The sequence below is a fragment of the Raoultella sp. T31 genome (assembly GCF_002806725.1).
Lineage (GTDB): Bacteria > Pseudomonadota > Gammaproteobacteria > Enterobacterales > Enterobacteriaceae > Klebsiella > Klebsiella electrica.
Genome location: NZ_PIBO01000014.1, coordinates 24,828 through 50,518, shown reverse-complemented (window position 1 = coordinate 50,518; position 25,691 = coordinate 24,828). Strand labels below are relative to the sequence as shown.

32 protein-coding genes and 2 pseudogenes are annotated in these 25,691 nt (G+C 49.1%); 8 read left to right on the top strand and 26 right to left on the bottom strand.

Features of this window, described 5'->3' with window-relative positions; all coding sequences use genetic code 11:
• Window positions 1-217 precede the first annotated feature (217 nt).
• From CWM52_RS12105 to xylE, 4 genes are all read left to right on the top strand, one after another.
• Window positions 218-1,966, top strand: coding sequence for a sigma-54 interaction domain-containing protein (locus CWM52_RS12105; RefSeq protein WP_100684335.1), 1,749 nt, complete (start codon window positions 218-220; stop codon window positions 1,964-1,966).
• A 52-nt stretch (window positions 1,967-2,018) separates the two neighbouring features.
• On the top strand, window positions 2,019-2,414 hold the full coding sequence (locus CWM52_RS12100) for a hypothetical protein (protein WP_100684334.1): 396 nt from the start codon (window positions 2,019-2,021) through the stop codon (window positions 2,412-2,414).
• Between the two features lie 305 nt (window positions 2,415-2,719).
• Window positions 2,720-4,036: a xylose isomerase gene (gene xylA / locus CWM52_RS12095; protein WP_100684333.1), complete on the top strand. Its 1,317-nt coding sequence runs from the start codon at window positions 2,720-2,722 to the stop codon at window positions 4,034-4,036.
• 115 nt (window positions 4,037-4,151) lie between these two features.
• Complete coding sequence (gene xylE, locus CWM52_RS12090; RefSeq protein ID WP_100684332.1) at window positions 4,152-5,624, top strand: D-xylose transporter XylE; 1,473 nt, start codon at window positions 4,152-4,154, stop codon at window positions 5,622-5,624.
• An 828-nt stretch (window positions 5,625-6,452) separates the two neighbouring features.
• Here xylE and CWM52_RS12085 read toward each other — a convergent pair.
• The 6 genes and pseudogenes from CWM52_RS12085 to CWM52_RS26140 all read right to left on the bottom strand — a co-directional run bounded on the left by CWM52_RS12085 (window position 6,453) and on the right by CWM52_RS26140 (window position 9,994).
• Window positions 6,453-6,746 (bottom strand): hypothetical protein, encoded by a 294-nt coding sequence (locus CWM52_RS12085; RefSeq protein WP_100684331.1) that lies wholly within the window; start codon window positions 6,744-6,746, stop codon window positions 6,453-6,455.
• 238 nt (window positions 6,747-6,984) lie between these two features.
• Window positions 6,985-7,536, bottom strand: coding sequence for a plasmid pRiA4b ORF-3 family protein (locus tag CWM52_RS12080; protein WP_100684330.1), 552 nt, complete (start codon window positions 7,534-7,536; stop codon window positions 6,985-6,987).
• Between the two features lie 166 nt (window positions 7,537-7,702).
• Complete coding sequence (locus CWM52_RS12075; protein ID WP_206057713.1) at window positions 7,703-8,617, bottom strand: sensor domain-containing diguanylate cyclase; 915 nt, start codon at window positions 8,615-8,617, stop codon at window positions 7,703-7,705.
• Between the two features lie 207 nt (window positions 8,618-8,824).
• Window positions 8,825-9,199: pseudogene (locus CWM52_RS12070) on the bottom strand (DUF2280 domain-containing protein); the annotation flags it as partial.
• A gap of 50 nt (window positions 9,200-9,249) precedes the next feature.
• Window positions 9,250-9,657, bottom strand: coding sequence for a hypothetical protein (locus CWM52_RS12065; RefSeq protein ID WP_206057712.1), 408 nt, complete (start codon window positions 9,655-9,657; stop codon window positions 9,250-9,252).
• Window positions 9,644-9,994, bottom strand: coding sequence for a hypothetical protein (locus CWM52_RS26140; protein ID WP_133121746.1), 351 nt, complete (start codon window positions 9,992-9,994; stop codon window positions 9,644-9,646). Before CWM52_RS26140 ends, CWM52_RS12065 begins: the two co-directional genes overlap by 14 nt.
• A gap of 252 nt (window positions 9,995-10,246) precedes the next feature.
• Between CWM52_RS26140 and CWM52_RS27140 the strand changes: the two genes are divergently transcribed.
• Window positions 10,247-10,423, top strand: coding sequence for a YnfU family zinc-binding protein (locus tag CWM52_RS27140; protein ID WP_227521293.1), 177 nt, complete (start codon window positions 10,247-10,249; stop codon window positions 10,421-10,423).
• Window positions 10,424-11,115: 692 nt separating this feature from the next.
• Window positions 11,116-11,235, top strand: a complete 120-nt coding sequence (locus CWM52_RS27135) for a small membrane protein (protein ID WP_165785388.1) — start codon at window positions 11,116-11,118, stop codon at window positions 11,233-11,235.
• Between the two features lie 212 nt (window positions 11,236-11,447).
• Here the strand turns inward: CWM52_RS27135 and CWM52_RS12060 are convergent, their stop codons facing one another.
• Both CWM52_RS12060 and CWM52_RS12055 read right to left on the bottom strand, forming a co-directional pair.
• Window positions 11,448-11,627, bottom strand: a complete 180-nt coding sequence (locus CWM52_RS12060) for a hypothetical protein (RefSeq protein WP_100684328.1) — start codon at window positions 11,625-11,627, stop codon at window positions 11,448-11,450.
• Between the two features lie 98 nt (window positions 11,628-11,725).
• Window positions 11,726-12,154 (bottom strand): TOBE domain-containing protein, encoded by a 429-nt coding sequence (locus CWM52_RS12055; protein WP_100684327.1) that lies wholly within the window; start codon window positions 12,152-12,154, stop codon window positions 11,726-11,728.
• A gap of 208 nt (window positions 12,155-12,362) precedes the next feature.
• On the opposite strand from CWM52_RS12055, the gene CWM52_RS12050 reads away from it, so the two are divergent.
• Window positions 12,363-12,722 (top strand): hypothetical protein, encoded by a 360-nt coding sequence (locus CWM52_RS12050; protein WP_100684326.1) that lies wholly within the window; start codon window positions 12,363-12,365, stop codon window positions 12,720-12,722.
• On the opposite strand, the gene CWM52_RS12045 is transcribed toward CWM52_RS12050, so the two are convergent.
• The 16 genes from CWM52_RS12045 to CWM52_RS11970 all read right to left on the bottom strand — a co-directional run bounded on the left by CWM52_RS12045 (window position 12,719) and on the right by CWM52_RS11970 (window position 23,772).
• On the bottom strand, window positions 12,719-12,910 hold the full coding sequence (locus CWM52_RS12045) for a hypothetical protein (RefSeq protein WP_100684325.1): 192 nt from the start codon (window positions 12,908-12,910) through the stop codon (window positions 12,719-12,721). The genes CWM52_RS12050 and CWM52_RS12045 overlap by 4 nt on opposite strands.
• 296 nt (window positions 12,911-13,206) lie before the next feature.
• Window positions 13,207-13,620, bottom strand: a complete 414-nt coding sequence (locus CWM52_RS27130; protein ID WP_416308806.1) for a KilA-N domain-containing protein — start codon at window positions 13,618-13,620, stop codon at window positions 13,207-13,209.
• Window positions 13,621-13,875: 255 nt separating this feature from the next.
• Entirely contained in the window at window positions 13,876-14,313 is a 438-nt protein-coding gene (locus CWM52_RS26800) for a hypothetical protein (RefSeq protein ID WP_227507030.1), read from the bottom strand.
• Between the two features lie 2 nt (window positions 14,314-14,315).
• Window positions 14,316-14,774, bottom strand: coding sequence for a Panacea domain-containing protein (locus tag CWM52_RS12025; RefSeq protein ID WP_048974492.1), 459 nt, complete (start codon window positions 14,772-14,774; stop codon window positions 14,316-14,318).
• Window positions 14,775-14,912: 138 nt separating this feature from the next.
• Window positions 14,913-15,245, bottom strand: a complete 333-nt coding sequence (locus CWM52_RS26135) for a hypothetical protein (RefSeq protein ID WP_133121745.1) — start codon at window positions 15,243-15,245, stop codon at window positions 14,913-14,915.
• Window positions 15,242-15,766, bottom strand: a complete 525-nt coding sequence (locus CWM52_RS12020) for a hypothetical protein (RefSeq protein WP_100684324.1) — start codon at window positions 15,764-15,766, stop codon at window positions 15,242-15,244. Before CWM52_RS12020 ends, CWM52_RS26135 begins: the two co-directional genes overlap by 4 nt.
• A gap of 270 nt (window positions 15,767-16,036) precedes the next feature.
• The gene (locus tag CWM52_RS12015; protein WP_100684323.1) at window positions 16,037-17,062 is read right to left on the bottom strand and encodes a tyrosine-type recombinase/integrase; all 1,026 of its coding nucleotides are present in this window, start codon (window positions 17,060-17,062) and stop codon (window positions 16,037-16,039) included.
• Window positions 17,063-17,071: 9 nt separating this feature from the next.
• Window positions 17,072-17,659 (bottom strand): hypothetical protein, encoded by a 588-nt coding sequence (locus CWM52_RS12010; RefSeq protein ID WP_100684322.1) that lies wholly within the window; start codon window positions 17,657-17,659, stop codon window positions 17,072-17,074.
• 400 nt (window positions 17,660-18,059) lie between these two features.
• Window positions 18,060-18,716: a Gp138 family membrane-puncturing spike protein gene (locus CWM52_RS12005; protein WP_100684321.1), complete on the bottom strand. Its 657-nt coding sequence runs from the start codon at window positions 18,714-18,716 to the stop codon at window positions 18,060-18,062.
• 10 nt (window positions 18,717-18,726) lie between these two features.
• Window positions 18,727-18,984 carry a hypothetical protein gene (locus CWM52_RS12000; protein ID WP_227521295.1) on the bottom strand — a complete coding sequence of 86 codons (258 nt, stop codon included), beginning with the start codon at window positions 18,982-18,984 and terminating at the stop codon, window positions 18,727-18,729.
• A 108-nt stretch (window positions 18,985-19,092) separates the two neighbouring features.
• The gene (locus tag CWM52_RS11995; RefSeq protein ID WP_100684319.1) at window positions 19,093-20,157 is read right to left on the bottom strand and encodes a hypothetical protein; all 1,065 of its coding nucleotides are present in this window, start codon (window positions 20,155-20,157) and stop codon (window positions 19,093-19,095) included.
• A 2-nt stretch (window positions 20,158-20,159) separates the two neighbouring features.
• Window positions 20,160-20,465 carry a phage baseplate plug family protein gene (locus tag CWM52_RS11990; RefSeq protein ID WP_100684318.1) on the bottom strand — a complete coding sequence of 102 codons (306 nt, stop codon included), beginning with the start codon at window positions 20,463-20,465 and terminating at the stop codon, window positions 20,160-20,162.
• Window positions 20,462-21,052 (bottom strand): phage baseplate protein, encoded by a 591-nt coding sequence (locus CWM52_RS11985; protein ID WP_100684317.1) that lies wholly within the window; start codon window positions 21,050-21,052, stop codon window positions 20,462-20,464. The genes CWM52_RS11990 and CWM52_RS11985 overlap by 4 nt, the downstream gene beginning before the upstream one ends.
• Window positions 21,052-23,136, bottom strand: a complete 2,085-nt coding sequence (locus CWM52_RS11980) for a transglycosylase SLT domain-containing protein (protein WP_100684316.1) — start codon at window positions 23,134-23,136, stop codon at window positions 21,052-21,054. Before CWM52_RS11980 ends, CWM52_RS11985 begins: the two co-directional genes overlap by 1 nt.
• A complete protein-coding gene (locus tag CWM52_RS11975; protein WP_100684315.1) occupies window positions 23,133-23,318 on the bottom strand; it encodes a hypothetical protein in 186 nt (61 codons plus the stop codon). Before CWM52_RS11975 ends, CWM52_RS11980 begins: the two co-directional genes overlap by 4 nt.
• A 199-nt stretch (window positions 23,319-23,517) precedes the next feature.
• Window positions 23,518-23,772: a hypothetical protein gene (locus CWM52_RS11970; RefSeq protein WP_100684314.1), complete on the bottom strand. Its 255-nt coding sequence runs from the start codon at window positions 23,770-23,772 to the stop codon at window positions 23,518-23,520.
• Window positions 23,773-24,206: 434 nt separating this feature from the next.
• Between CWM52_RS11970 and CWM52_RS11965 the strand changes: the two genes are divergently transcribed.
• Window positions 24,207-25,145 carry a patatin-like phospholipase family protein gene (locus CWM52_RS11965; RefSeq protein WP_100684313.1) on the top strand — a complete coding sequence of 313 codons (939 nt, stop codon included), beginning with the start codon at window positions 24,207-24,209 and terminating at the stop codon, window positions 25,143-25,145.
• An 83-nt stretch (window positions 25,146-25,228) separates the two neighbouring features.
• Here the strand turns inward: CWM52_RS11965 and CWM52_RS26795 are convergent.
• Window positions 25,229-25,327, bottom strand: a pseudogene (locus CWM52_RS26795) (single-stranded DNA-binding protein); the annotation flags it as partial.
• Between the two features lie 12 nt (window positions 25,328-25,339).
• Complete coding sequence (gene xisR, locus CWM52_RS26790) at window positions 25,340-25,678, bottom strand: excisionase family protein (protein ID WP_227521292.1); 339 nt, start codon at window positions 25,676-25,678, stop codon at window positions 25,340-25,342.
• Between the last annotated feature and the right edge of the window lie 13 nt (window positions 25,679-25,691).

Genomic DNA, 25,691 nt, shown 5'->3' with positions numbered 1-25,691 from the left:
TTGAACAAAAAAATAATTACCAGAAAAAATCAACCGTCGTTAATTTATCGCCTCACCTTGATAAATTCTCATGAATGAGAATTTATGTGACCGCTGAAGATAAAACAAAAAAAGCGGCCAAAAACAGAACGATAGATTGATTTTTCGCAAATCAATTTTGCCTTAACTCGCCTATTTATCATTTTATTTGAGAAATGCCACCTGTCGGAGACGTACTATGATTTCAGTGCTCAGTAATATTCAGGATGATATCTGCAATTATGCCGACGCTATTTCTGGCATAACCGGGACAGATGTAGAAATCATTGATGAATCTTTAATGCGCATCGCCGGTACGGGTAAATACCGGCACATGCTTAATAAGAACGTGGCACAAAATGGCTACATCTATCGTCATGTTTTACAGGTACGAGAAACGGTACTCATCAAAAATCCTGGCGAACATCCTCTGTGTCAGCGCTGTGAAAAACATCACTATTGTTCTGAAATGCTGGATTTGAATGCCCCGATTTTTCTCAACAATCGCGTCATCGGGGTGATCGGAATTATTTGCTCAACCCAGGCACAGCGAGACACGTTACTAAGCCAAATCGATAAATTTGTCACTTTTATTGAGCAAATTGCCGTAATGATCTCCAGTAAGGTCTTTGAGTGTCTCGAACGTTTGCGCGCACAGGAAACACTCGGCGCATTCCGTCGTCTGATTGATGCCATGGATCGCGGTGTCGTCGCGATTGATGGCAATGGCCGAATCTGGCATGCCAACCATTCAGCCGATCGTATCCTCAACCGGGACGTTCAGGGATTGCCATTAACCATCGAAACAACCGGGGACATTTTGTATGGCGATGAGGAAGCGTGGCTGACGCTTGAAGGCCAAAAACACCATGTACTGTGCAAGCAAATTTCGCTCTCCTCGTCAGACAACGATCGGTTAACCATGGTTATCTTTCGGGATGCGCACGACTATCTGAGTACCATCACCACGTCCCCTTATGAGTCCGATACGCAGGTGCGGCTGATTGGCCACTCTCCGTCAATGGAACAGCTCAGAAGCACCATTGGCAAAATCGCCAACAGTTGCGCCAGCGTGCTGATTACCGGGGAAAGCGGTTCAGGGAAAGAGGTAGTAGCATTTGCCATTCACCAGAACAGTCCACGTAAAACCGCCCCATTCGTAACAATTAACTGCGCCGCCATCCCCGAGCAACTGCTGGAAAGCGAACTGTTTGGTTACGTCCGCGGCGCGTTCAGCGGCGCAGATCCTAAAGGGCGAATTGGAAAATTTGAACTGGCTAACGGGGGCAGTCTGTTTCTGGATGAGATCGGCGATATGCCGCTGCACCTGCAGGCCAAGCTACTCAGGGTTTTGCAGGAAAAGGCTATTACCCGCGTTGGTTCGAATAACACTATCAATATTGATGTGCGTATTATTGCCGCGACCAATAAAAACATTAGCGCGATGGTGGAAAATAATCAGTTTCGCGAAGATCTTTTCTATCGTCTTAACGTAGTCCCTCTGGTTCTTCCTTCTCTGCGGGAACGACGGGCTGATATCGCAGTCCTCGCCCAATATTTTGCCGATGAGTTCTCAGTAAGTTACCAGCGGCCAAGGCAAAAACTCCCTGATGACGTTATTAACCGCCTCTATGCCTGGCACTGGCCGGGTAATATCCGTGAATTACGCAACGTCATAGAATATATTTTTGTAATGCGCGGGGAAGCCGCTGGAATCAACGCCAGCCACCTTCCCCCTTATCTACTCACTGCGGACGATGGCAGAAAATCCATAATGGCTGCGCAGTCCGGGCAACTAGCCAACCAGGGAAGGCAAGCAGAAAGGAAGGTTATTGAAGCGGCTTTACAAAGATTTAGTCCCGGCGTGGAGGGGAAAAAACAAGCTGCGACCGAACTGGGGATCAGTATTGCCACGTTATACCGAAAGATAAAACTATACGGTTTATAAAACCTTTCTTCTTGCCGCCATAAGTTCATATTCATCAGGGCAGGTATAGACGATGCGAAACGTTCGGATTTTTAGGTGGGTTGCGGTACTGATGGGTATCATGGCTTGCTACGGTGTGTATAAGGTGCTCAACTCTCCAGTCATTCAGACTGTTTATAAGGTTGAGAAAATCAATTCTAAGGTGTCACTATACATTACAGAGGGCAGCGCAGGTGCTACGACAAACTTTGTGTACCAGTTTTATTTAGTCCCTCCAGAGGTTAGCAAAGACGCTTTCCTGAAAGGTGTGGGAGATAAGTATCACGCCTTTTTATCAACATCTGACGCAAGCGCAAAGGTAGACATAAGTGATGGCGCTATTCACCTGAACGTGAAAGGCAACATATATCGCTTCACTAATGGGGCGAGCTACTCAACCACAATCTACCTGAATGCCTCACCATTATAAATGGCGTAGCCAGCTTTCACGCCGGCTATTTCTTATGATTTAATAAAACAGCCATGATTAATATATTTTGTTACATAAAAAACACTCACCGGATGAAATTAACACTCAGTTTACTTAATTAAATTAATGACAGGATGTGGTCAATACGTATTTAATCTTAATTAACAAATATATTTAAATCAGAGGAAATGTGACGAATATCACGGTAACTCATTTTTATAATCGAGATGCGAAAAAACTCAATTGTATGATAAAGTGAGAGGTGTCTATATCAGGGATATCAAAACTAAACTGGAGACTAACCAATGTCATATTTCCCTGAAGTTGAACAAATTAAATTCGAAGGTACTGGAAAATATAATCCTCTTGCTTTCCGTCATTACAATCCGGATGAGATCATCCTCGGTAAAAGTATGAGAGATCATCTGCGCTTTGCCGCCTGCTACTGGCATAATTTCTGCTGGAATGGGCAGGATATGTTTGGTCTGGGGGCATTCGACCGCCCCTGGCAGAAGCCTGGTAATGCGCTGGAAATGGCGAAATTAAAAGCCGATGTCGCCTTTGAATTCTTCAAAAAATTGAATGTGCCTTTTTATTGCTTCCATGATACGGATGTTTCACCAGAGGGCAATAGTCTCAGCGAATATCGCCAGAACCTGGCGGTCATGACAGATATTCTGGCCCAGAAACAGGAAGAAACGGGCCTGAAGCTGCTTTGGGGAACGGCTAACGCATTCTCTAACCCACGCTATGCGGCAGGTGCGGCAACAAATCCAAATCCTGAAGTGTTTGCGGTCGCTGCGACTCAGGTTGCTCATGCTATGGATGCTACAAAACGGCTCGGCGGTGAAAACTATGTGCTGTGGGGAGGCCGTGAGGGCTATGAAAGCCTACTGAACACAAACTTACGCCAGGAGCGTGAGCAGATTGGTCGTTTTATGCAAATGGTTGTTGAGCATAAATATAAAACGGGTTTTACCGGGACACTACTGATTGAGCCCAAACCTCAGGAACCAACCAAACATCAATATGATTACGATGTGGCGACGGTTTACGGGTTCCTGAAACAATTCGGGCTGGAGGATGAAATCCGGGTAAATATTGAGGCCAATCATGCCACACTTGCCGGGCATTCCTTCCACCACGAAATTGCCTCTGCCATTGCGCTGGGGATATTTGGTTCCGTTGATGCTAACCGTGGCGATCCTCAACTGGGATGGGATACTGACCAGTTCCCGAATAGCGTCGAAGAAAATGCACTGGTCATGTATGAAATACTGAAAGCGGGAGGATTCACCACCGGTGGACTGAACTTTGACGCTAAAGTCCGTCGTCAAAGCACAGATAAATACGATCTGTTCCTCGGCCATATTGGCGCGATGGACACCATGGCTTTATCTCTGAAAATCGCGGCCCGAATGCTCCAGGATGGCGCGCTTGAGCAGTCTGTCATCGCCCGTTATGCCGGATGGAATCAGGAACTGGGACAAAAAATCCTTTCTGGTGGTATGAGTCTGTCCCAGCTGGCGGAATTTGCCGAAACAGAAAACTTCCGTCCGCAACACACCAGCGGTCATCAGGAAGCAATGGAAAATCTCGTTAACGCTTATATTTTCAGTTAATCCAGCTTTATAAAACAGGATAATCCGCTGATAAATATCAGCGGATTATCCGTTAATGCTCTGAACCACAAATAGATTTATTTGGCTGAGATCTTTCCGCCCTACAGGATTAAATATGAGCACAAAAATGAACTCGTACACGCTGGGTGTCACGTTAGTCGCCACCCTCGGAGGACTGCTGTTTGGCTATGATACGGCAGTAATTTCTGGCACAGTCGGATCGCTTAACAATGTTTTTGTTGTACCCCGGAATTTGGCTGAAGGGGCCGCTAACTCATTGTTAGGTTTTTGTGTTGCCAGTGCATTAATTGGTTGTATTATTGGTGGTGGGCTGGCCGGAATATTAAGCAGTAAGTTTGGCCGAAAAAGATCATTAATGGTTGCTGGTCTTTTATTCTTTATTTCCGCACTTGGGTCATCATTTCCAGAAATAGGGCATCACGCGATCGATAGTACGGCAGGCGTACCAACTTATCTGAGTGACTATGTAAGTACGTTTGTTATTTATCGTATTATCGGCGGTATTGGGGTTGGGATAGCCTCGATGATTTCACCGATGTATATTGCGGAGATAGCACCAGCTAATATACGCGGCAGGCTCGTTTCTTTTAACCAGTTCGCTATTATATTTGGTCAGCTATTGGTTTACTGTGTTAACTATTTCATTGCCCGCAGCGGTACGCCGGAGTGGCTGGATACCATGGGTTGGCGTTATATGTTCCTTTCCGGGGCAATACCTTCACTGATCTTCTTTGCGCTGTTATTTACCGTACCGGAAAGTCCACGCTGGCTGGCAACCCGTGGTCAGAATGCTCAGGCGTCCGCTATTCTGGAAAAACTGTTGGGTAAAGTTGCGGGTCAGGCTGAATTTAAGAATGTGGTGAAATCAGTAAGCGTCAATACCGTACAATCGGCCCCTCTCTTTTCCTTTGGTATTGCCATTGTTGTAATTGGCGTGATGCTGTCGATATTCCAGCAGTTCGTGGGGATCAATGTGGTGCTGTATTATGCGCCAGAAGTTTTTAAAGAAATTGGTTCAAGCCAGGATACAGCGTTGCTGCAAACAATCATTGTTGGCATTATCAATCTGCTGTTCACGGTGATTGCTATTATGACTGTGGATAAATTTGGGCGTAAGCCACTGCAGATCATCGGAGCGCTGGGGATGGCTTTCGGGATGTTGCTGCTGGGTACGGCGTTTTATGCTCACTGGGCTGGCGGTGTCGCACTCTTCGCTATGCTGCTGTATGTTGCCATGTTTGCGGTGAGCTGGGGGCCAGTCTGTTGGGTTCTGCTGGCGGAAATTTTCCCGAACCGTATTCGCTCAAAGGCACTGGCTATTGCGGTAGCCGCACAATGGATAGCGAACTATTTCGTAAGCTGGACATTCCCGATGATGGCGAAGTCCACCTACCTACAAACTCATTTCAACAACGGATTCGCATACTGGGTTTATGGTGTTATGGGGATTCTGGCCGCGCTGTTCATGTGGAAATTCGTCCCAGAAACTAAGGGTAAAACTCTGGAGGAACTGGAAGCACTCTGGAAAAAACCTGACTCGTATAAACATAGAAAGCCGGTTGTATAAAGTTGTCTTTAAAACAGAACTGACTATGCGTACCTGTGATGTATCTGGATAGTACCGTTATTTCCATGCACACAACGTTACCTTATTGCGTTCAGTGCGAAAATATAAGTAATAAACAACAATATCAATGAATTATGGATAATTTTTATGTAAAAAGGCTCGGAAGAGCCTTTTTATTTCCTACAGAAAAATACTTAAGGCGTTTTCTTTGGGCTGTGTGAGAATGCGACTGCCGCCAAGGCTGAGTTTTACTGTCATCTCACCCTATAACTTAGCGTGACAGTGGCTAAGGACGGATCACAATGGTAGAGCCTACAGGAGACAAAACAGAGGGTTATTTAAGTTACCGATAGAGAAAGGTTTTAAGGCTTCTCCGTCAGGCGGAGAGATCTGGAGCGGCGAAGGGAGTAGAACAAAATGCAGAAAGACCAAGAATAGAGCCAAACCAAGACTTTAAAAAACCAATTCTATACACATTCCTATACACATTCGATCCTCGCTAGGGCGACGCCGCATTCAGTTATGGCTGGTGGCTATCCGTCAGAGGCTGATACTTATAGGCTGCTAAGGAACCACCCGGACAAAAGAATGCCCATAAGCCCGAAATTGCGTAAAACTTTATGTCCGGAAAAATTTCTCCGTATATATACGAAACTATGTTGGTTCAGTCAGTTCAGTTGGTTCAATTTGTAAACACCATTGTTTTATATGAATTATGTCAAAAAAAGTGAACCAACAGCACCCGATTTTGAACCAACATTTAGCGGATTGAACCAACATTCACGACGTTTCAGACAGCAAAATCACACGTTCAGCAGGTAATTACCGTTACTGATTCTGCTGACGCCATTCTTTGACCATATCTTTCGTGACCTCTTTCTTGTAGCAGATGGGTGAATAGCCTCCCGCTTTGCTCCAAGCGCTGCGGCGGCCACATGAGCTGCCGTTCCGCGCCGTATTGAAAGGACAGGCGCAGGTGCCGGGGTACGATGCTACAGAATCGTCGATGATTCTTTGCTTAACCTGGTCGTCAGTTAACTGGTTCGATTTGGCGATGGCCATATCTGTCATAAAGACGAAAGCAGCAGCGAGTACGGAAATCGTGACTAATTTGATGTTCATTTGGCTCTCTCCGAGCAGTAGATGAACATCCAAAGTATGCGTTGAAAAACTAGTCAATATTGATCTTTAACAACCAAGAGAGGATACCTCCCAGAAAAGGTAGTCCGCCCCCGTGAATGGGCTGTCAGACATTTTAAGTTGTTGCCCGGATTTGATGCACATATACAGATCTATGCTGGTGGGTCCCTGACATAAACTGAATACGCCAGCATGCCCCACTTGTAAATTCACAGGGCATTCAGGATGGGTCAAGGGCCTGCAATCTGCTGTTGATAATACTCAGATCGTAACGGCGATTATCAATATCCTGCATAAGAAAGCGATGGAGCCCAGCCTGAACTGTATTTTCTGCGTCGATGGACTGTAACAACATCTCTGTGTAGCCAGATAAGCCGCCGGAATTTTCTACAGGGGTAGTACCTTTGCCGCCCAGGCAGCGTATCGGCTGCTGACTGGTATCGTGCGTCTGCTTTTCCAGCAGCACCGAAAAGTCCCACCAGTCGCCAAAGTCATATGTATAAATCAGCTTATCGCCTTCGCTCTGGAGGGTTGACCATAGCGGCGTAACTGTCGCGTTACCCATGCACTCATCTTCTTCGCCCCATACACGATAGTCATTGCTGGACGAGCCCTTGCACCCTTTCTCAAACATATACAGATGCTCATTATTCCAGCCAAAGGACAGCTGGATCACCCGATGAAGGGTGCTTAATGGCGTTTGCTCAGGAACCAGCACCCGCCGCCATATCGGAGGTCTGCTGTCACGTAGAGAAATCTTTAACTGAAACATGGGGGAACCTCAGGACAATAACCACATTGTGACAATGGCACATATTATTTTTTCTCTGAAATACCATTAAGTTATAGTCGTTTAGAGAGCATTTCCCTTCGCGTTATCTCGAATAGCTTAACTTCCCCTCGCCAAGATATTCATATCATCATTTTCCATTACTTGCCTATCTCACACCACAAGAGATTCTGTTTCTTCCCGCTCGTTTTGAATTGTAAAGTAGCTGATCGACAGTATTTAATATTTCTCTTGGAGAGAGTCCAGGGGTAAGGATAGTAAGAACACCAAGACTGCATGTGATACATCCCGTCTCTGGCGAAAAAACATGACTAATACTCAAGGAATTAATACGCTTTTTTATTTCTTTTGCCAGTTCCCTGACCCCATCCTCCGATGTTTCAGGAAGAATAAAAGCAAACTCCTCACCACCGTAACGAGCAACAAGATCTCCGGGCCTTTTAATTATATCAGCAAGAGCTTGTCCAATTTTTTGCAAGCACTCATCTCCCGCAACATGTCCATAATGATCATTGTATTCTTTAAAATAATCAACATCTAACAGAACGACAGATAGAGGAGCCGAGGCGCGTGAATGTCTCTTGATCTCGCGTATAAACACCTCATCAAAATAGCGGCGATTTGATATACCTGTCAGCCCATCAGTGATACTTAAATGGAATATCATTTCATTCAATGACCGTAACTCTTTTTCTGCTCGCTTATGTTCTGAAATATTCCTGACAACTGAACAATTATATTTCTCACTTCCGAAAAAAACCATGCTTGCTGTAACTTCTATAGGGATATCCTGTCCCGATTTTTTTCTGTTTACAGTCTCAATTCTTAACGATTTTTTTTCCTCAAGCTCACGCCAGTGAGCATACCATTTTTCTTCAGAAAAAAGAGGGTCGATATCCCAGACTTTTAAGCTAAGGAGTTCATCTGAGGAATATTCAAGAAGCTCAGTTGCGGCTTTGTTGACAAAAATATATCTTCCATCTTTATCCAGCCAGATGACCATGTCAGCGATTACATCAATTGAGTGCGCAATGATCGCCTGACGTCGTTGATAATTAGTCACTTTAACCGCACTCCGAAGCGTACTCATCCCTGTAAAATATACTGGTTATCTTTACTGTACAAGATGGTAATTCGAATAAAAAACAAGATATATCGGTTAACTTAACAACTGAGTTAAAACCCTCTGATTACACTCAATTTGATGTTGAAGAATAGTGTACGTTATGCCTGATCTCAGAGGGTCGGCGCTTTAACCGGTTTTTTATGTTTTCACCTTACTAGTGTACATTCCGCCAACCTCTTTCGCTGCCTGTTCGAGAATATCGGCCGTCATTCCGTAGTTCTTCATTCTCTCGGCGTCTGCAGCCATTCTGTCGAGGACGCGCAGACGATAGGCCTTGTTGGCGATCGGAATGTCTGAGGTTTCTTTTTGGAAGCGCTCGCGGGTATCGTTGAATATGTCTACCCATTTTTGAGCCAGCCCCTTACTGCTGACCTTCGTCGGGTCGTGTGATTCGACCTGCTGGCGGGTGATTTCAATGCCAAATTTATCCCTTACAGACTCCACGACCTGAGAAGGCGTTTCGTAGCACGCAATGGATTGGACAATAAATATTTTGCACTCAGCCTTTAACGTCGCCATATTCCCCATCCGTCCAGAACTGTCCAGAATTTTCACCACCAGCCGGCAAATCACGCATCCGAAACACTTCGCTTCCTAATCCTTTGCAACTCCCGTTTTACATAGGCACGGACAGCCTTCGCTTTCATCAGTTCCAGCCTCATTATCTCATCGGTATGCAGTCCCATCAGCCCATGAATCAGCGTCATTTCACGCCATTGTTCCGTTTCTGGCTCCGGGTTAGCTTTTAGCAACTGTCCGAACCTCTCGGCCAAAAGGAGGTTTCTAACGCGGTTGGTTTCCAGTGGGGAGAGACTCTCGCAATCTTTTTGTGGAAAGTTTTCACAATCTTCCAGTGGGAAGAATGCCCGTCGACTGCGCTCACCATGCTTTACCGCGTTCGTGTTGCCGTAGGGTGCCCCAGCGCCGGTACGCTTTCCACCCCATCCGGATCTTGATTGTTGGTCAGGTTTTTTCATTCAGGTTCGTCTCTCCGCGGCATAAACGGTACATTCCGATACAAATTATTGCGCAATTGAACGCTGAAACCCTGGCATTTCTTGGCATTAAATCTGCGAATTGCGCACAAATTTTGCGAATCATCACCAGTAAATACCAGTGGTGGTGCGGGTTACAGGCCTGTTTGCGCAGTGATTTTACAAACTGCGCAATTCGCAATTTACTGCGCAGTACGCATACCAGGTTTCCAGTGGAAACTTTCCAGTAAGTGGAAACCTCGCTGGAAACCTCATCAGCTTTTTGCTGCGTACTTTTTTGCGTACCACCAGATCTGACGGGCTTTTCGCTGGTACGCACTTTGTTTTTTGCGTACCGCTTTGCGTACCTGCGTACCGGTCTTGCGTACCTCGTTACGCACTACGCACTCTGAAGTACCGGCCTCCGACTTTCCCTGGCAGGGCATAACAAACCATAACAGCCAGGCCTCAACAAATCTCAACCGTCCGGCAGGATTTGTTAGGTTTGAAAGACCGGAGCCCCACTCAGCGATCATTACTGTAAAAATGATTGTGTATAACTGGGTTATTTCCCCATAGAGGAGTTATCGCCATGTCATATTCCAGCGGACTCAGACATTTCAAAGAGCGCCCGGTAGAGGTCAGATGTCCCCGATGCTCCCAGACAACAAATCAGAAATCGGTAATGTTGCGCAAAGATAAACCTTTGGTATGCGCACACTGCGGCCATATTTTTCGCCCATCAGAATGTGCTCGTATTGGCGGTTAATGGGGTATCAGTAATCACACATGTTCGCGCGACGGGTGGGTTATGAGCCGCCGTCGGTGAGCCCTGTATGGGGAGTGGCCACCAGATTGATTTACGACAACCCACTGAGTGAGTGGCGTCCTGGCGGCCAAAAATAGAAATAGAAAAGGCCACGCAAATGCATAGCCTGTTATTCGAATTTACTTCTTTAAGGGTGGTAAGATTATCGTGCAGCCTGACTTAACTCGTCAGGTGCTTAATTTTGCATATCACTTTAATGCGCTCGCTGATTTAACTCTCTCTGAGCGGTTTTTTTCGCCCAAAGAAAAGGCCCACCGAAGCAGGCCTTCCGGCTATCATCATCTTTATATTGGTTGTGGCGCCGGGTGCCTCCCAGTGAGCCAGCTACAGCACGCATGACCCGCGGACAGAATCACAATAATCGCTGATCGCCCCTCCGCATAGGGGGATTCACCACGGCGATACATTAGCCACGCGACATTCACTTAGTCAATATACTTCTTGCGGAGACCCTATGATACGTCAGATTCCGCCAAATTAATGCATGTAAAATCATTTCAATATAAATGATAAAATCTAATACAAAACTATCAAATCTAAAGGAATTATTCGTTAGGATTTTTCTTATAAACCCCATACGCTACGACCCACAAAAACAATAATGTCCATATTTTTTCAGAGGTTTCACTCACATGACTGGCATAGCGATGATAGCGTTAGCTGTAGTTCTTCTCTTGGTTGCTGTGGGTTTTCTAGTTTCCTATCTCAAAGAACGGAAGAGATACAAAGACACCTTTAAAAAGAAGTATTAGTAGCTAGATAGTATGAATGATGATGAATGGCTGGTTTTTCAGCCATTCATCACTACGGGTTACTGTGTTTTTTGAATGAGCGGCCAATAAAAAGCACCAGCACAGCAACGATAAACGCCAGCAGCACCATGTCCATCAGCATGCCGACCAAGCGCCAGGCTACGAGCAGCAGAACGGCAAACAGCGCCAGTAACGCAGCCTGCGCATCATGGTTACTTACCGTTCGTGCCGAGCACCCGGCTCAGGTTTTTCAGCAGTACAGTCGAGGCCGTTTCCAGCATGTCATCGCCCGCATCAGTATTGGCGACCACCAGCGTTTTAGCGCAGAGAATCTTCACCTTTGAATCGCTCAGCCAGCCGGACTCGGTCACCGCCTTTTTCAGCTCGTACACATTCGCTCAAGAACCTATTAGGGTGCGGATACAAAAAAGCCCCGCTTGTGCGAGGCCGGTTGCAAATTAAGCCACCCAGGTAGAAGCGTTAAGCAGGCCTACGTACGCGTAGCAATGAGAACGGAAGAGGCTTTGATCAGTGCTAACACGCGAACCCCCTCAGCCAGCTGTAACGCTTCACAGCTTTCATTGGTGATCACTGCCACGATTTCAAAACCGGCATCGGCTTTTACGTGAACGGTCGCATTTACCGCACCTTCCGTTACCTTGCTCACCTCACCTGCGAACTGATTGCGGGCAGAGAATTTAAGGCCGCAATCTTCAGTCGCCAGTGTAACCCAGGGAGCCTTGATCAGCGCGATGGCTTCTTTACCCGGCACCAGCCCCAGCACATCTTTGCTGCCAGAGGTGACGATAGCAATCAGCTTCGCGCCGCCTGCCAGTGTTAATTCGACTTCATCGTTAACGGCACCGTGTTCGGTTGAGTTCACTATTCCGACGAGCTGATTACGAGCTGAAATGGCCATGTTACCTCCAGAGGAATGAGCGGAGATTTGTTATAGCAATCCTTAACCTTTTTATCTATAACCACTTTCTTATAATGGTTTTGCTGGTGGTACGCTGCAGATAGCCAGAGGTTGCTATTGCATGAGAGTGGTGTCATACAATAAGAATAACACCTTCCCCTTTAATTAATGTATGATAGCACTATCCTATATTAAGGAATCTCCCACCATGAGACTGACCAGCCGCAAAAAGACGATACTCAGCTACTTTGAGCCGGATAACCGGGAATGGGTGACGCGCGAGATCGGTGCGCCTCCACTCGATGTATCTGGTGTGGCATACCTGCTGTATGGAACGGGCATCAACGATAACCGGCACTGGCTCGAGTCCACCAGGCGAACGCTGGAAGCAATGGTGAAAGACGGGTTACTGGAGAGATACCGGAGCCGGGAGGCAAGGAGCATCGTCATGGGTGGCGAGACGACCGCTACCGTTGTCCGCTACGGCCTTCCGGGGTCCATCTCGGTGATGCGTGACAGGGAAGGCGCGAAAGGTGCTATAGATGGCGAGTATGCGCGTATCTTTTAGCGCCGCGGATTATCCGGCTTCTTCCATTGGTAGGCCGGTGCCATCATCCGTTGTCGGTGCCGTTTTTTGGCGGCCAGAGCTGTCGCTACCTGTGTGCGAATATCCAATAAATCTTTTCCATTCAGGCTCAGTCCCTGTTTTGTGGCAAGGCTAATGACTGTTACTTCTATATCATCACGATTTAACATGAGCTTAATCTCCTAGAGGGAAAAATCTTTGTTATTGGTTTACGAAATATTTAACCCGGTATTTTGCATACTTTGATAAAGCCTATAATATGAGCAATGTCGCTTCTCATCCCATGCTTGAGATCTGGAATATGAAAATAAAAAGCATTATGGCTGTATCTCTCGTCCTCACTTCATACAACGCACTCGCTTTCGTATCACAACCTGTCGCTACAAGCGCAGCGAGTTCCATGCAGGCAGAAACTCTCGCCGACAATATCACCAACAATTTTTACGGTCGACAACAGGCCGGAACATCACAGGCAGTCAATATCGGGTCCTGTACTGCCAGCCCGGTAAGTGGCTGCAACTGTCCTTTCTGTACGATGCTTCGTAGTCATAAGGCTTAAAAAAACCAGCCCCAAAGGGCTGGAATAGCAGTCGCCGACTTTCACGCCAGATACTTTTTCCGCCAGAGCCAGCATCCATATACGGAAGTCTTTTTCGACTTTAAGTGGTTGAATTTGTTCCAGAGTGCTTTTTTGCACTTTGGCTTTTAGTGCTTTTATGAAACGCTTAATCTGAGCGCTACGTAAAAACTGACTTGGGCGCTGCTGCTCTGTAGCCTCTCCGTTTGCGACCGCAGCCGCATGGAGATCGTTAAGATTGTAGCGACCTTCATCGTCAACGCGAACAGAAACACCGTTTACTGATACGGTTGGATATTTCATCGTATTTACCTTTCTGTGGTGTGAGCCTGCTCGCGTAGAGGGTAATCCTCGTAACCTTCAGTTACTCCCCTCTCGTGAGCCAAATCCGGCTTACAGTCCAAAGCTGGACTTTGTTGATTTTCCTCATGATGGGGTAATCCCCCCCCCCCCCCCGAAAAATCGGTATCTCTCAACCGCGTTTAACGTTGTTTTGCCCACATATGGATTGAATCCGACTCACGCCATTGGCAGTTTTCGGAATAAACAATGGGTTGACTATTCGCCGGGGTAAAGCTGGTGGTTGGGATCGAGCCATACTACGTAGAACACATTGCCAATGAAAAAGCCGTGTATACGCCCGTGCTCATTGCGAGATATGGCGAACTGATAAGGCGTATAGCTCTGGAACTGCTCGTTAAGGTGAGTAAAGCCGTCAGGCTCAGAGGTAGTTTTCCACTCGATACAGTGCGATTTGAGAGCCGCATTTCGGTTTGTCGTAAACTCAAGCGGCGTCAGACTCGATATGTCTTTAAGGCGCTCCAGTACTTTGCAAAAGTAAGCGGCCGCCTGTCCTGCGAAACCAAACTTAGCGTGCGCGGGGTCAATGTACTGGAAAGAAAAGCTAAGTGTTGAAGTGGTAGGGTTGGGCGTTCCGGCGACGATTTGGCTACCCGCCGCCGGGATTCTACTCGCTTTAATCTTTCCTTTAGCCACGTTCAGGCATCCATCATGCCGCGGTAGAATTTTGCAGTGACGTCTTTGTCGATATCATTTCGACACGGAACATCGGATGGAATCCCTGCGCGAGCCAATAGCCAGGGTTCTTCCTGGTGGGTCATCTGCTCCAGCTCATAAGCTGAGTAGCCGCCAAAGACTTTATAAATTTCGTCCAGATGTTCGGTAACGTCCTTAGTGAGTTCCGGGCATCTTATTTCACCGGTGATCGGCTGCCACTTATAGTCGGCAAAACGAATGTAAAGGTCTCTCGCTACCGGGCCATGCACCCACGCCTCAAACCGATCGGCGATCAGCTCTTCACCATCGTTCAGAGCCATGTACCAGGCATCGGCATAAAACACCATTTTCTGCAGTTTCAGCGGCGTCATAACATCCCCGTGCTCTTGAGCAAAGCACAGCAGATAGTCCGCCACGCTGTTTAGGGTTGTAACTGCCATGATCCAATCTCCTGCCGTTTATTATCGTCTATTGCCATCTACTGCCGTTAATAATCGCATATAACCCAGAATAATGCGCGCTGTAAAGTGCGGCCTGATGACTGCCGGTGATAGCTCACATCTCATCGGCATTGAGACTTATTTTCGGTCGAAACCGATAGCCACCAGCCCCGCGCAGGAAGGAAGCACAACCACATCCAGCCAGGCAAACAGGCTAGCCCTGCAGGCGATATCTGCTTCTAACGATTCGTTATAATCAAGCCTGTTCAGTGGGTTATCCAATTCTCGCATTTCGCGATAATTAAGCTGGCTCAATGAGCTGGGTACATTCTGAGCAGACTGTATATTTACAGTCTTGAACAATATCAATGAGTTACACACATTCCGAGCAGACCGGGAATCTCCGGTCTGGAACATTTTCAATGGGTTATCAGAACTGAAAATTAGCGGTAAGCGGCGCTCAACGCTCACCAGTACCGCCGGACGGTACTCACCGAACACAACAGGCTTTCTGCTGCCAGAGCCTGGGTTAACCCTGACCGCCTGCAGCGCTGTACCGCGTCACGCCGCTGCGCTCTGGCCTGCTCATGACGTGCGGCACCATCAACAACCCGGCGCGTTCTCTGCTTTCTCTGTGTATGGCGGATCTCCCGCTGCCGGTCCCTTTCCGCTTCGGCGGCGATCAGTATTTTTCTGGTCTCGCTGTCTTCCAGGTGACTGTTGTAGCAGTCGCGCTCCCGGTACTTCGCGGGTTTATCCGTGCTGCGCTTCACCTCTTCCTCAAGACTCCGGATCACGCTGTCGGCGGTCCGACTGCGCATCCTCAGCTTTCTGACAGCCTTTTCAGTCGCGCCGAAATGAAACGCTATCCGGCGGTTGCTTATTGCCCGGTGCAGGGACAGCACCCGCTTTAATTCATCGGTAAATGTCGCCGCCGTCCACCAGATCCCCTTCAACCGGAAGCCGTTTTCAGCGGCTGCTGATACCTTCATTTTTCCCTCTCCCGGCATGCCATTGGCAAAAACGGCAGGTGCTCACGAACTGCAAAAAAGTCCGCGGCGTATCGATAACGGTAGAATGCGGCCTGAAGCCATGCGATATGCCGCACTTTATCGACCTACAGGCCGCGCCATTCCTCATTTCTCCGCATTCTGACGCCACACCGTTCTGAAAGCGTGAAAAAATGCGGTTTTATCCAGAAATGCCCCGATCGTCGATTTCAGTCAATGAACCCGCATGCTGCCTGAACAGTAAGGAGTTTACTATATTCTCCTTACTCCCCCGCGCAGGGCGTTTTTCAGCGACGGTTTTTCACGAAAAAGATGCCCGTAAATATTCAGCGTCACAGACGGTCTGGAATGCCCCACCATATCCGACACATCCAGAATATCGACGCCGTTTTTTACCAGGCTGGAGACGGCAAAATGCCGCAGATCGTGGTAGCGGGCTATGCCGAACTCATTCAACAGGCGCTTCATCACCCCCGATGTGCTGTAATTCAGGCTCAGCCTCTGACCGTGGCTACCGGCAATCAGTGGCGTGTCGGTACCCAGCAGCGTTTTATCGAGGCATTCATACAGGCCTGCAGGCATATCGACGGAACGGCCCCTGCCGCGTTTTCTGCCGCGAATAATCCCTCTGGACGTCAGATGGTTGCGTACCTGAATGCCATCCGCACTCACGTCACGATAGGTCAGCGCCAGCACCTCGCTGATGCGCAGACCGCAGGCCGCTCCCAGCCAGACAGCGATTTTTTCCCTTTGCTCTGCCCGCTCCAGCATGGCTATCACCGTATCTTCATCCGGGATGTGCCAGGGTCTGTCCGCCGGGGCGCGGTTCCGGCGGACCGGATTATGCGCAATCATGCCGGCCCGCACGAGATAAGCAAAAGCCGCGCCGATATAAACAAGCGACTGCCGGTTAAGCCGTTCGCCAAGCTGGCGAGAGGTGATTTTATTCAGGTTTTTATTCAGCAGATCAGGCGGCAGGTTTAACAGGCAATAGCGGTAGCGGTCATAGCTGGTCACCCGGATCCGGTTACGGTTCAGCCTGTCACGCTGATGCCCCAGCCAGAACAAGGACAGTTTCTGCAATGTCCAGCGTTTTACCACCTCCGCATTATCTGCCGTTCGCCAGTCAAGGGCTGACACCTCCAGCTGATACAGGAGCGCCGCCGCATCATCGATAGTGCGAAAGGTATTGCGCCGGCCGGTGCGGGTCTCCTGATCCAGCCAGTTAACGACATAACGCAGGCGATTACCTGCGCCGACCTCCCGGACAGATGCCATAGTGCCCTCCTACACACCCTGCAACGGCAGGGCCAGCGGGCGCCAGCTAAATACTGTCACCCCATATTCATCATTTCGCTGGCGGACCAGGCTGATGAGGATATCCGCGCGGGGGGATGATCGCATCAGCGCCGCCAGCGTCGCATTCTGTGAGGCCGCCGCGTTTCTCGCCCGGTAATCATCAATCTCATCGCCCACCAGCGCCTGCAGTAACATGCCGTCCGTCATGCCGGGCCTTTCCCTGCAAAGCTGCTCGAACTGTTCTGCTGCCGCCCGACGGAGCGGTATATAAATCCGGTCTTCCAGCTCCCGCAACCGGCGGTGCGTATTCATCAGGGCAATGCTGCGATGACCATTATTCTCCAGCGCCTCCGGCAGCCCGGCGATGCGTTCATGCAATGCGGAGAGCTCATCTTCAGGCACTCGCGCATCAGGAATATAGCTCACCAGAAGCGCTACTCTGGCCCGGATACGGTCGACAGCAGACGCCTTATTGCTGACAGCTTCATCGGAAAGTGCCTGCCTGTATGCCGGTAAGTTTTCACTGCTGTGACTGCCGACCTTCAGCGCATCAGTGCCGGGATTTGCCTTGTTCATGCTATTTTTCCTCTTACGTTACCGTTCCTCTCGTCTGACATGTAACCCGGCTTAACGCGCTGTTTATCCGCTACGCAGGGCGCCTGCGGTGCAGGTTTTCGACATCATCAGCAGGTTAGCGTTTATCGCAGATCGCGATAATTACGCTGACTAGATGGCTGTGAGTGAATTCTGAGCAGAATGCATATTTACAGTCTGGAACAATCTCAACGGGTTACGATGTCCGTACGCTAAACGTACGGACCTGATTAGTGTGTACGAACTGCTCAGACGCATTGTTGTGAGCCACTGCCGGTGGCCCGCAGACTCCGTTTTAACCTTAACAATTCTTAACAATGAAAGCGGGGGCACATCCCTGTTCCTGCCGCTGGTGGGCGTCATGCCGGCCAGAGAAAATCGCTTACTGCGGTGCGCCGGTATTGCTGCCACCAGACTCGACACCACCGTGTGTATGGCGCGTCTGGCTGATACCTGCCGCCGTCTGGTCGCCGGTAGACGTGATCGTGCCATTAACCTGCAGGGGGCCGTTAAAGGTGATCTGCGGGCTGGTGATGTTTACAGCGCCGCCCGGTGCCAGCTCAATGAATGCCGATCCGTCGTCGGTACGCAGCTGCGCGGCCGTGGTGCTGATACCGGTGATTTTCTTCGCCTGCGACTGTGGACCGGGAATAACAAACGCATCCGATAAATCATGACTGCGCCAGTCCACCAGCTCCTGCACCCCGCCGTTCTGCCACCAGAAATCGATACAGCGGTCGGAGAACACAACCAGGCATTCATCACCTTCAGCCAGCGGGAAGGTCAGCGTAACGCCGCCACCGTGAGGAAAGACCACCGGCAGGTCCACCAGCAGCGGGAAATCCATAGACTCCGTTTTGCCGATATCTTCATACGGTACCGGCTTGCTCGATTTGCTGCAAAGCGACACAACGCAGGTCACCGTATCCGGGTCAAATGACTGGATTACGCCAGGTAATGCTGTCCTGGCGTTTGCGACAGATTTTTCCCTCACACGCTCCAGAGTTTCCTGAAGTTCAGCAGGTCTGATATTCGCCATCTTTTGCCCCTTAGTCCGGTACGCGCTTACAGTCGAAACTACCGATAATGCGGGGCTCTTCCATAACCCGGCGAATCAGCTCAACGTTCAGAAAGGCTTTACCGTTCTGCTTAATGAACTCGTAGCCGTACATATTGCCGTCTCTGGCTGGCATCAGAGTCATTTCCATTTTCATTTGGTTGTAATCACCCTTAGCGCCTAAAAAATAGATTTTCTGCGATGTAACCTGCTCTCCATTGACATAAGTCATGCTTCCACCTTCATCCATTTTCAGCAAAAAACCACCGCATTGCGCTGCTGCGAATAACGTCGATGGAGCACATGACAGAGCGAGAAAAACTGAAGGCCAACACCAAGATTTAACGTTTCTCATTGTTTAGAACCCTGCATTCAACAAGTTTTTATTCGGCACATCTGCCGCGCTACGCGCTTCACAGGCCATGTCCATATACCACTCCTGCCCGCGGGTATCACCGCGATAAATGATATAGCGCACCAGATAAACGCCATCTGTTGCGATGCTGGCCGGGTTCTGCCGCTGGGCCAGACCGGTCGTCACCTGGTTGCCGTTGACGGTATCGACGGTAATAGGGCCAGACTGTTTCACCTGCTCGCCTGACAACTGAGCGCGGTAGATGGAGGTCTGATCCAGCTGAATAAGGCCATTTAACCGGATGTTCGGATTGATAAGGCATTTCACGTTCACCCCGCCACCGATGGTCTGCTGCGGCATGCCCACCAGCCCGGTATCCGAATTCAGGACAACCGCCTTATGCATGGCCATATCAGCGGTGAGCATATCTACCCGGCCATAAGCGAACTGCCAACGGGCGCCGCACTGATTCGCCACGTTATCGAGATACTGCTGAACGGTACCGTGCAGCACTCGGCCGCGCGGGAAGACCGTAGACGGGAATTCCGGTACCGCACCGCTGACAATGCCGAAAGGCTCAAGCGCACGCATCAGCACGTTGTACACGTCTTTCACGGTGTAGCCTTTCGCCAGCGTCGTGCTGATAAACGCTTTAGAAAACGCTTCCTGACCATCGCACGCCTGAACCTGCACCCAACTGTCGGTTACGTTATCTTTCCCGGTGACGGTAAAACGGATATCTCCGCTAAAAATTACCCCATAGTTGGCGCCGTTCGTCTGCCCGACCTGAGACGGATCCACCTCGTGAACCTTGCCTACTTCGCTGGCCGGAACAACTGGCGCAATGCCATCGTACCCGGCGATGATTTTCATTTTCGAGAACTCACGACCCATAATGCGGTTTGCCGTCTCGCTGGCCACGTTATACACGCGCACGGTCGCCACGCTGGGCCATTTATTATCGTTCCATTCGATTTCGAACGTCGCTTTAAACTCGCTGAGCACCAGGCCCTTACCTTCGTTATCGGTGAGCACCAGCTCAAAGTGACGCATCCAGTTCTTTGACATAATTATTCCTCTGTCTCTGCGTAAAGGTGGCTTTTAATGCCGAGATCAAACTGAGTCGGGTTTTCGCTGGTCGGGTCATCACAGGCCACATACAGCGAAAATCCCAGATTGAGGTAAGTGTATTGCGCCAGCAGGTCAGCACCAGTGATAAGCGGGATACCGCCGATTATCAGCGTACCGGCACTGTCCATCAGGTCGAGGAACCAGCAGGCACCACGCCACACAACACGCATCCGGTATTCGGTGCTGTTCAGGGTTACGCTGAAGCTCTGGCTGTCGGGGCTTAACGGAATTTCGGTCACACTCATTTAACACCTGCCAGTTTGCTGAGTTTGTAGATTAACGATTCATCGACCGGAACCGGGTTTTTTACGCCTTTGTCCTGGACTGCTGAGGTGTTAACGCCGAGCGCCATATCAGCCTTATCGGCTACCGTTATGCTCTGGGTCTGCGTGATAATGACCTCGCGAAGCGTCAGAACGGCACGCAGGACGTTTTCGCTGGTACGGTCGGTGGTGACCTCCAGACTACGGATCAGCATGTTGGTGTACAGTCGCTTGCCCGTCGTGACGTCGAATGGCTCCCGCGAGCGCTGCAGATCGAGGATTTGCTGATACACCTCTTTCGGGCTCAGCTTCGCTTTGATGCCAAAGCTGGTGGTATCGAATAAATCCAGCAATGACCCGCCGCCGGCAAAGCCCACCTCCATGACGACTTCGGACGGCCGACGGTAGGCGTGGTCTGTCATCACCCCCGTACCTGCACTGGTGACCTTCTCGACGGGATGTTCGGTAATCTCCAGCACATCACTGTGCTTCTCCGAGACCACCACATCCGGCACGATAATCCCGATATTGCGGGTATGCTGCTGGAACAGCGTTGAGAGAATATCCATCAGTTACCCCCTGCCAGATCCTGAGTTGCGCGATTGTTTATGGCGTTCTGTCTTTCGACCACCAGATTTGCCGCCTCTCGCGGATTATTGACGCCGTGGATATGAATGTTCGTTTCCTGATTCAGCGTTGCTCCACCGCCTGGCATATTACTGAGCACTTTGGGGATATATTGTCTGGTTTCCTGCGGCATCAGTGCCATGCCGTACTTCTGCACGTTACCGATGCCCCAGTTGTAAGACGCCAGCGCTTTACCCAGATCGCCGCCGTTCTTCTGCAGGAGCATCGAGAGATATCGCGCCGCTGCTTCTGCCGCTTTCATCGGGTTAAACACATCGTTGCCGCGCAGCCCCATATCCCGAGCAGTGCCTGGCATGAACTGGAACATTCCCTGTGCTCCAGCTCCGGATACAGCAAACTGGTCTCCCCCTGACTCAGTAAGAGCCACACTACGGAGTAGGCCCGCAGGAAGGTTATACAGCGCTTCCAGTTTGCCCATCATAGGTGCCATCCAGCCCAGTAGCTGAGCGCCTGCTTTAGTGGCCTGTGGCCGCTTAACAGACTGCCCGTACTGAGCGGCATCGCCACCCGGAATGTCACCCTGAATATTGGGCCCATATACCACGCCGTTACTCTGCCCATAACGGATAATCTTTCCGGGTCCGAGCAACCAGTCCATCCATGCGGGGTGGTCACGAACTTCACTGACATCTTTCCGACCAAGATCTGTTTTGATACCAATCGCAGCCAGCGCATCACCGATATTTCGCTTCGTGTAATTCCAGGAGGATTTGGCGCTGTCAGAGATGTTATCTTTATCGCTGACAATATACCCGGCATACAGAGCCCAGAGCTTCAGCCAGGGCGGTAACGGGAGGCCCATCAGTTTAGAATGAGCACCAATGATTTTCGCCACCCATGCACCAGCCATGAAGGTAGCGATTCCTTCCAGGGCATTTTTCCATCCTCCCACATCGTCCTTCAGGCCCAGAAACTTGTCGCGAAGCCATAATATCGCCGCTTTGGCTTTCTCAATGGCGGGCTCCCACTGCTTCCAGTCGATAAGGCTTTTACCGCCTTCTTTCCATGTTTTGTAATCGTCATAGAGCAGCAGAAGCGCACCAGCGAGCGCCAGCACCCAGGTTATCGGAGAGGCGAGCATAGCGGCGTTCAGCAGGCGCCAAATCAGCAGCATTCCGCCAAGCGTACCGATGAGTTTCTGAGAGTCTTCATCAAGCCCTTTCCACCAGTCCCGGATATCACCCGCGGCCTGTATCAGACGATAGACCACCCGTCCGACGGCCTCCCCCATCCAGAGAATGCCTTTCACAACCGCGTTAATGGTGCGCTCTATTTTCGGGAAGTTATCGAGGATCTGGCGGCGAAGGTTATCAATGGCGCCAGCGAGACCACCCGCGAGGTTAGAACCGATTTTGTCGCGAGCCATGCCGGCCATTTCGCCGAACGACCGGAGCGACGTCATAAACCGGTTGGATGCCGCCGCAGCCTGATCAGGATTAAACCCGATGGCCTTTTTCATGGCATTGTACTGGCCCATGTACTCGCCGATGCCGCGACGCATCGCCAGCAGGGTATTTTCATCCATGCCCAGCATCTGCGCGTACTGGTTAGCGCGGTAGTACGGCATGCTGCTAAGCCGCTGGCCGACGCCAGTAAAGATCGTCGCCATATCGCGCATGTTGCCGCTGGCATCGCGGGTCTGAACGCCCAGGCGATTCAGGAAGCCCTCAGCGCCCGGACTGGTACGGATAAAATGAGCCAGGCTTTCCAGAGAGCCGCGGGCGGCGTCCACGCTGCCGCCCATCTGGCTGACGGCGTAGCCTATCTGCTTAATGCCCTCTACCGTTGCGCCGGTGCGCTGAGAGGCCCAGTACAGGTTATCGAGGCTGCTGGCGACTTTCGCGGTGAATGCCACGACAGACGCAGCGGCCAGTTCCACCTTAGCACCCAGCTCAATCGCCTTGAGTGTCGCGCCGGTAACGATGGCATCAAACTTTCTGGCGCCGGCATCATCCACCTTGAAGCCCAGGCTGATTAAAAAGTCCTTCAGGGTCTCAGCGTTCATACTTTTGCCCCGTCTGACAAAGACGCAAGCGCCTTGTCCATCAGACCGCGGGCAATTTCATGGATAGTAGGCGCCACACCGACGCTGGACGCTTTGCGGTGCTGCTCCTGAATGTTACTCAGCGCCTTTATCTGTTCGAAGCTAAGTAATACTGGTTTTACCTTTACGTTTTGTCTGGACATATGCCACCCCCCTGATATTTATACAGTCATTATAATTGCAAATAACGGAATGATCATTGCTTATATTGCAAAATATGAAAGAGTAAATTTGATCGTTACCAGAAGGGAAATTGATTGATTTGTGAACTAAAGAAAGAAACTGTGCAGATTTGCACAGTAACGAAAAGGGGGTCAGGTATTGATGGCGGGAGTCGGGGTCTTACCGGCCTTCTATCCCGGCAAGATGTACAAAGCTGCCTGCGCCTCCCACCAGCCATGAAGAGGGGCTACGCATCGTCGCCCCGAACTGCCAGGCAGCAAAGACCAGAAAACCAACCAGGACAACGATGGACAAATTCAGCACCCGCCGTTCAGCATGCAGTAACACGACAACGGCTACCGATAGCAGGATCAGCGTCACAGGCCAGCAGGAAGCAAGTGCAATATACGACATCAACAGATAATTCGTTATCATGGTCTCACCTCTTCTTTTTGACCTTAACATTCCATAATGTTCCGTGCTATGCATTATTAAATGCTGTTTTCATTTTGATATAAAGCAATTATCACTGGAATCATTAATTATTGTAATTGGGTGTTTTTTGTGAATGTGAGATTATTATTCATTTCAGTGATCATAATTAGCAGCTACATATAAATAATATTTACTCATCATACTTGAAAAAGAAAGCTTAAAAGCTAACGTGTATAGAAGATACCAAACATTTCTTCCGGGGCCTCACTTACATTTGAAGTTTGCGCAATGGTTATGGTATCTAAAATACAAATTAACGGTGAAGTCTTTTTGTCATATTTTATGCTTATCAATTAAAATCTCAATGATACAAATCCCTTAACAATGATGTAAGACGTAGAGCTCCCCCTAAACACATTCTGGAGTGTCATATCATGGCTACGAGAAAAATACTTAGCATTGATGGTGGTGGTATTCGTGGAATTATCCCTGCCTTAATACTAGCTGAAATTGAAGAGAGGGTAGGAAAGCCCATTTCTAAATGCTTTGATTTAATGGCCGGAACATCAACCGGAGCGATACTTGCTCTAGGTTGCGCTAAAAAAGATTCAAAAGGTGATGCGAGATATAAAGCGAGTGACCTTGTGAAAATTTATGAAGACAGAGGAAAAGATATATTCCCTCGTTCTTTCTGGAAAGGTGTTTCTTCTGTAGCGGGATTGGCTGATGAAACGTACTCAGCAAAGGGGCTGGAAAGTGTTCTCAATGAGTATTTTGGCGACGATGAAATGAAGTCCAGTATAACAAAAACGCTCGTAACAAGTTATGACATCCAGCAAAGGACTCCTTTATTCCTAAAGAGTTGGGATGATAGATATAGCAATGTGCTAATGAAAGATGCAGCCAGAGCAACCTCCGCCGCTCCGACTTATTTTGAACCGGCATATATATCTATAGGAGGGAGCAAAAGAGCTCTTATTGATGGAGGTGTATTCATCAATAGCCCTGCCGTATCCGCATTCGTAGAGGCAAAAAAAATATTCCCTGGTGATAATGACTTCATTTTGATATCACTTGGAACCGGCGAGCACACACGGGCAATACCTTATGATGATGCAAAAGGATGGGGGAAATTAGAATGGGTTTTGCCATTGTTAAGTTGCATGTTTGACGGCTCAGCTGATGCTGTAAATTATCAGATGAATTCTCTTCTGGGCGAAAAATACCATAGATTCCAGGCAACCCTGGATAAGGCATCGGATGATATGGATAACGTAACGAAAGCAAACATTGAAACACTAAAAATGGCCGCAAACTTTATCATTAGCAATCAAAGTAATGAGATTGACAGGGTATGTGAATTATTAAAATAGTAATCTACCGGTATAATATGAGACAGCATATTTTCACATATATTTAACAGAAATTATTCTGCACTCAGCTATAAGCAGTACTAACCACCCTGTGCGGTATTACAGGGCAGTGATACCGCCAGCCGGGCCATCGCCATATTCGTACCTTTTCCCGTTGTTCTGGTCTCCGGGTCGGCCACCAGCCAGCATAATCATTAAGTATCTCCAACAAGCTTATTGATTTTTGTGTAGTTATAAAGAAGTGTCGCTCTCCCTTCTGTAGCGAACGGATCGGGGGAATGCTTCTTATAATGAATGCCTTCTACCCACCGCCCGCTACGGTAAGCTCTTATTTGCCGGGGAGTCATATACATCCTCGCTATAATTCCCGCTTCCATCATCCATTCATCATCTTGAGTAATATTGGCCATAATTAACCTCATTTCTTCTTTTGACTGGTCAGCTCGCCGCGAACGGGCGGTTCCGCTGGTGGCTGAGTAGAGTAAATTGGCTGGTGGGCTACCGACAAACTTGTCCGGCCACCAGCCGGCCATATGCTGAAATCTG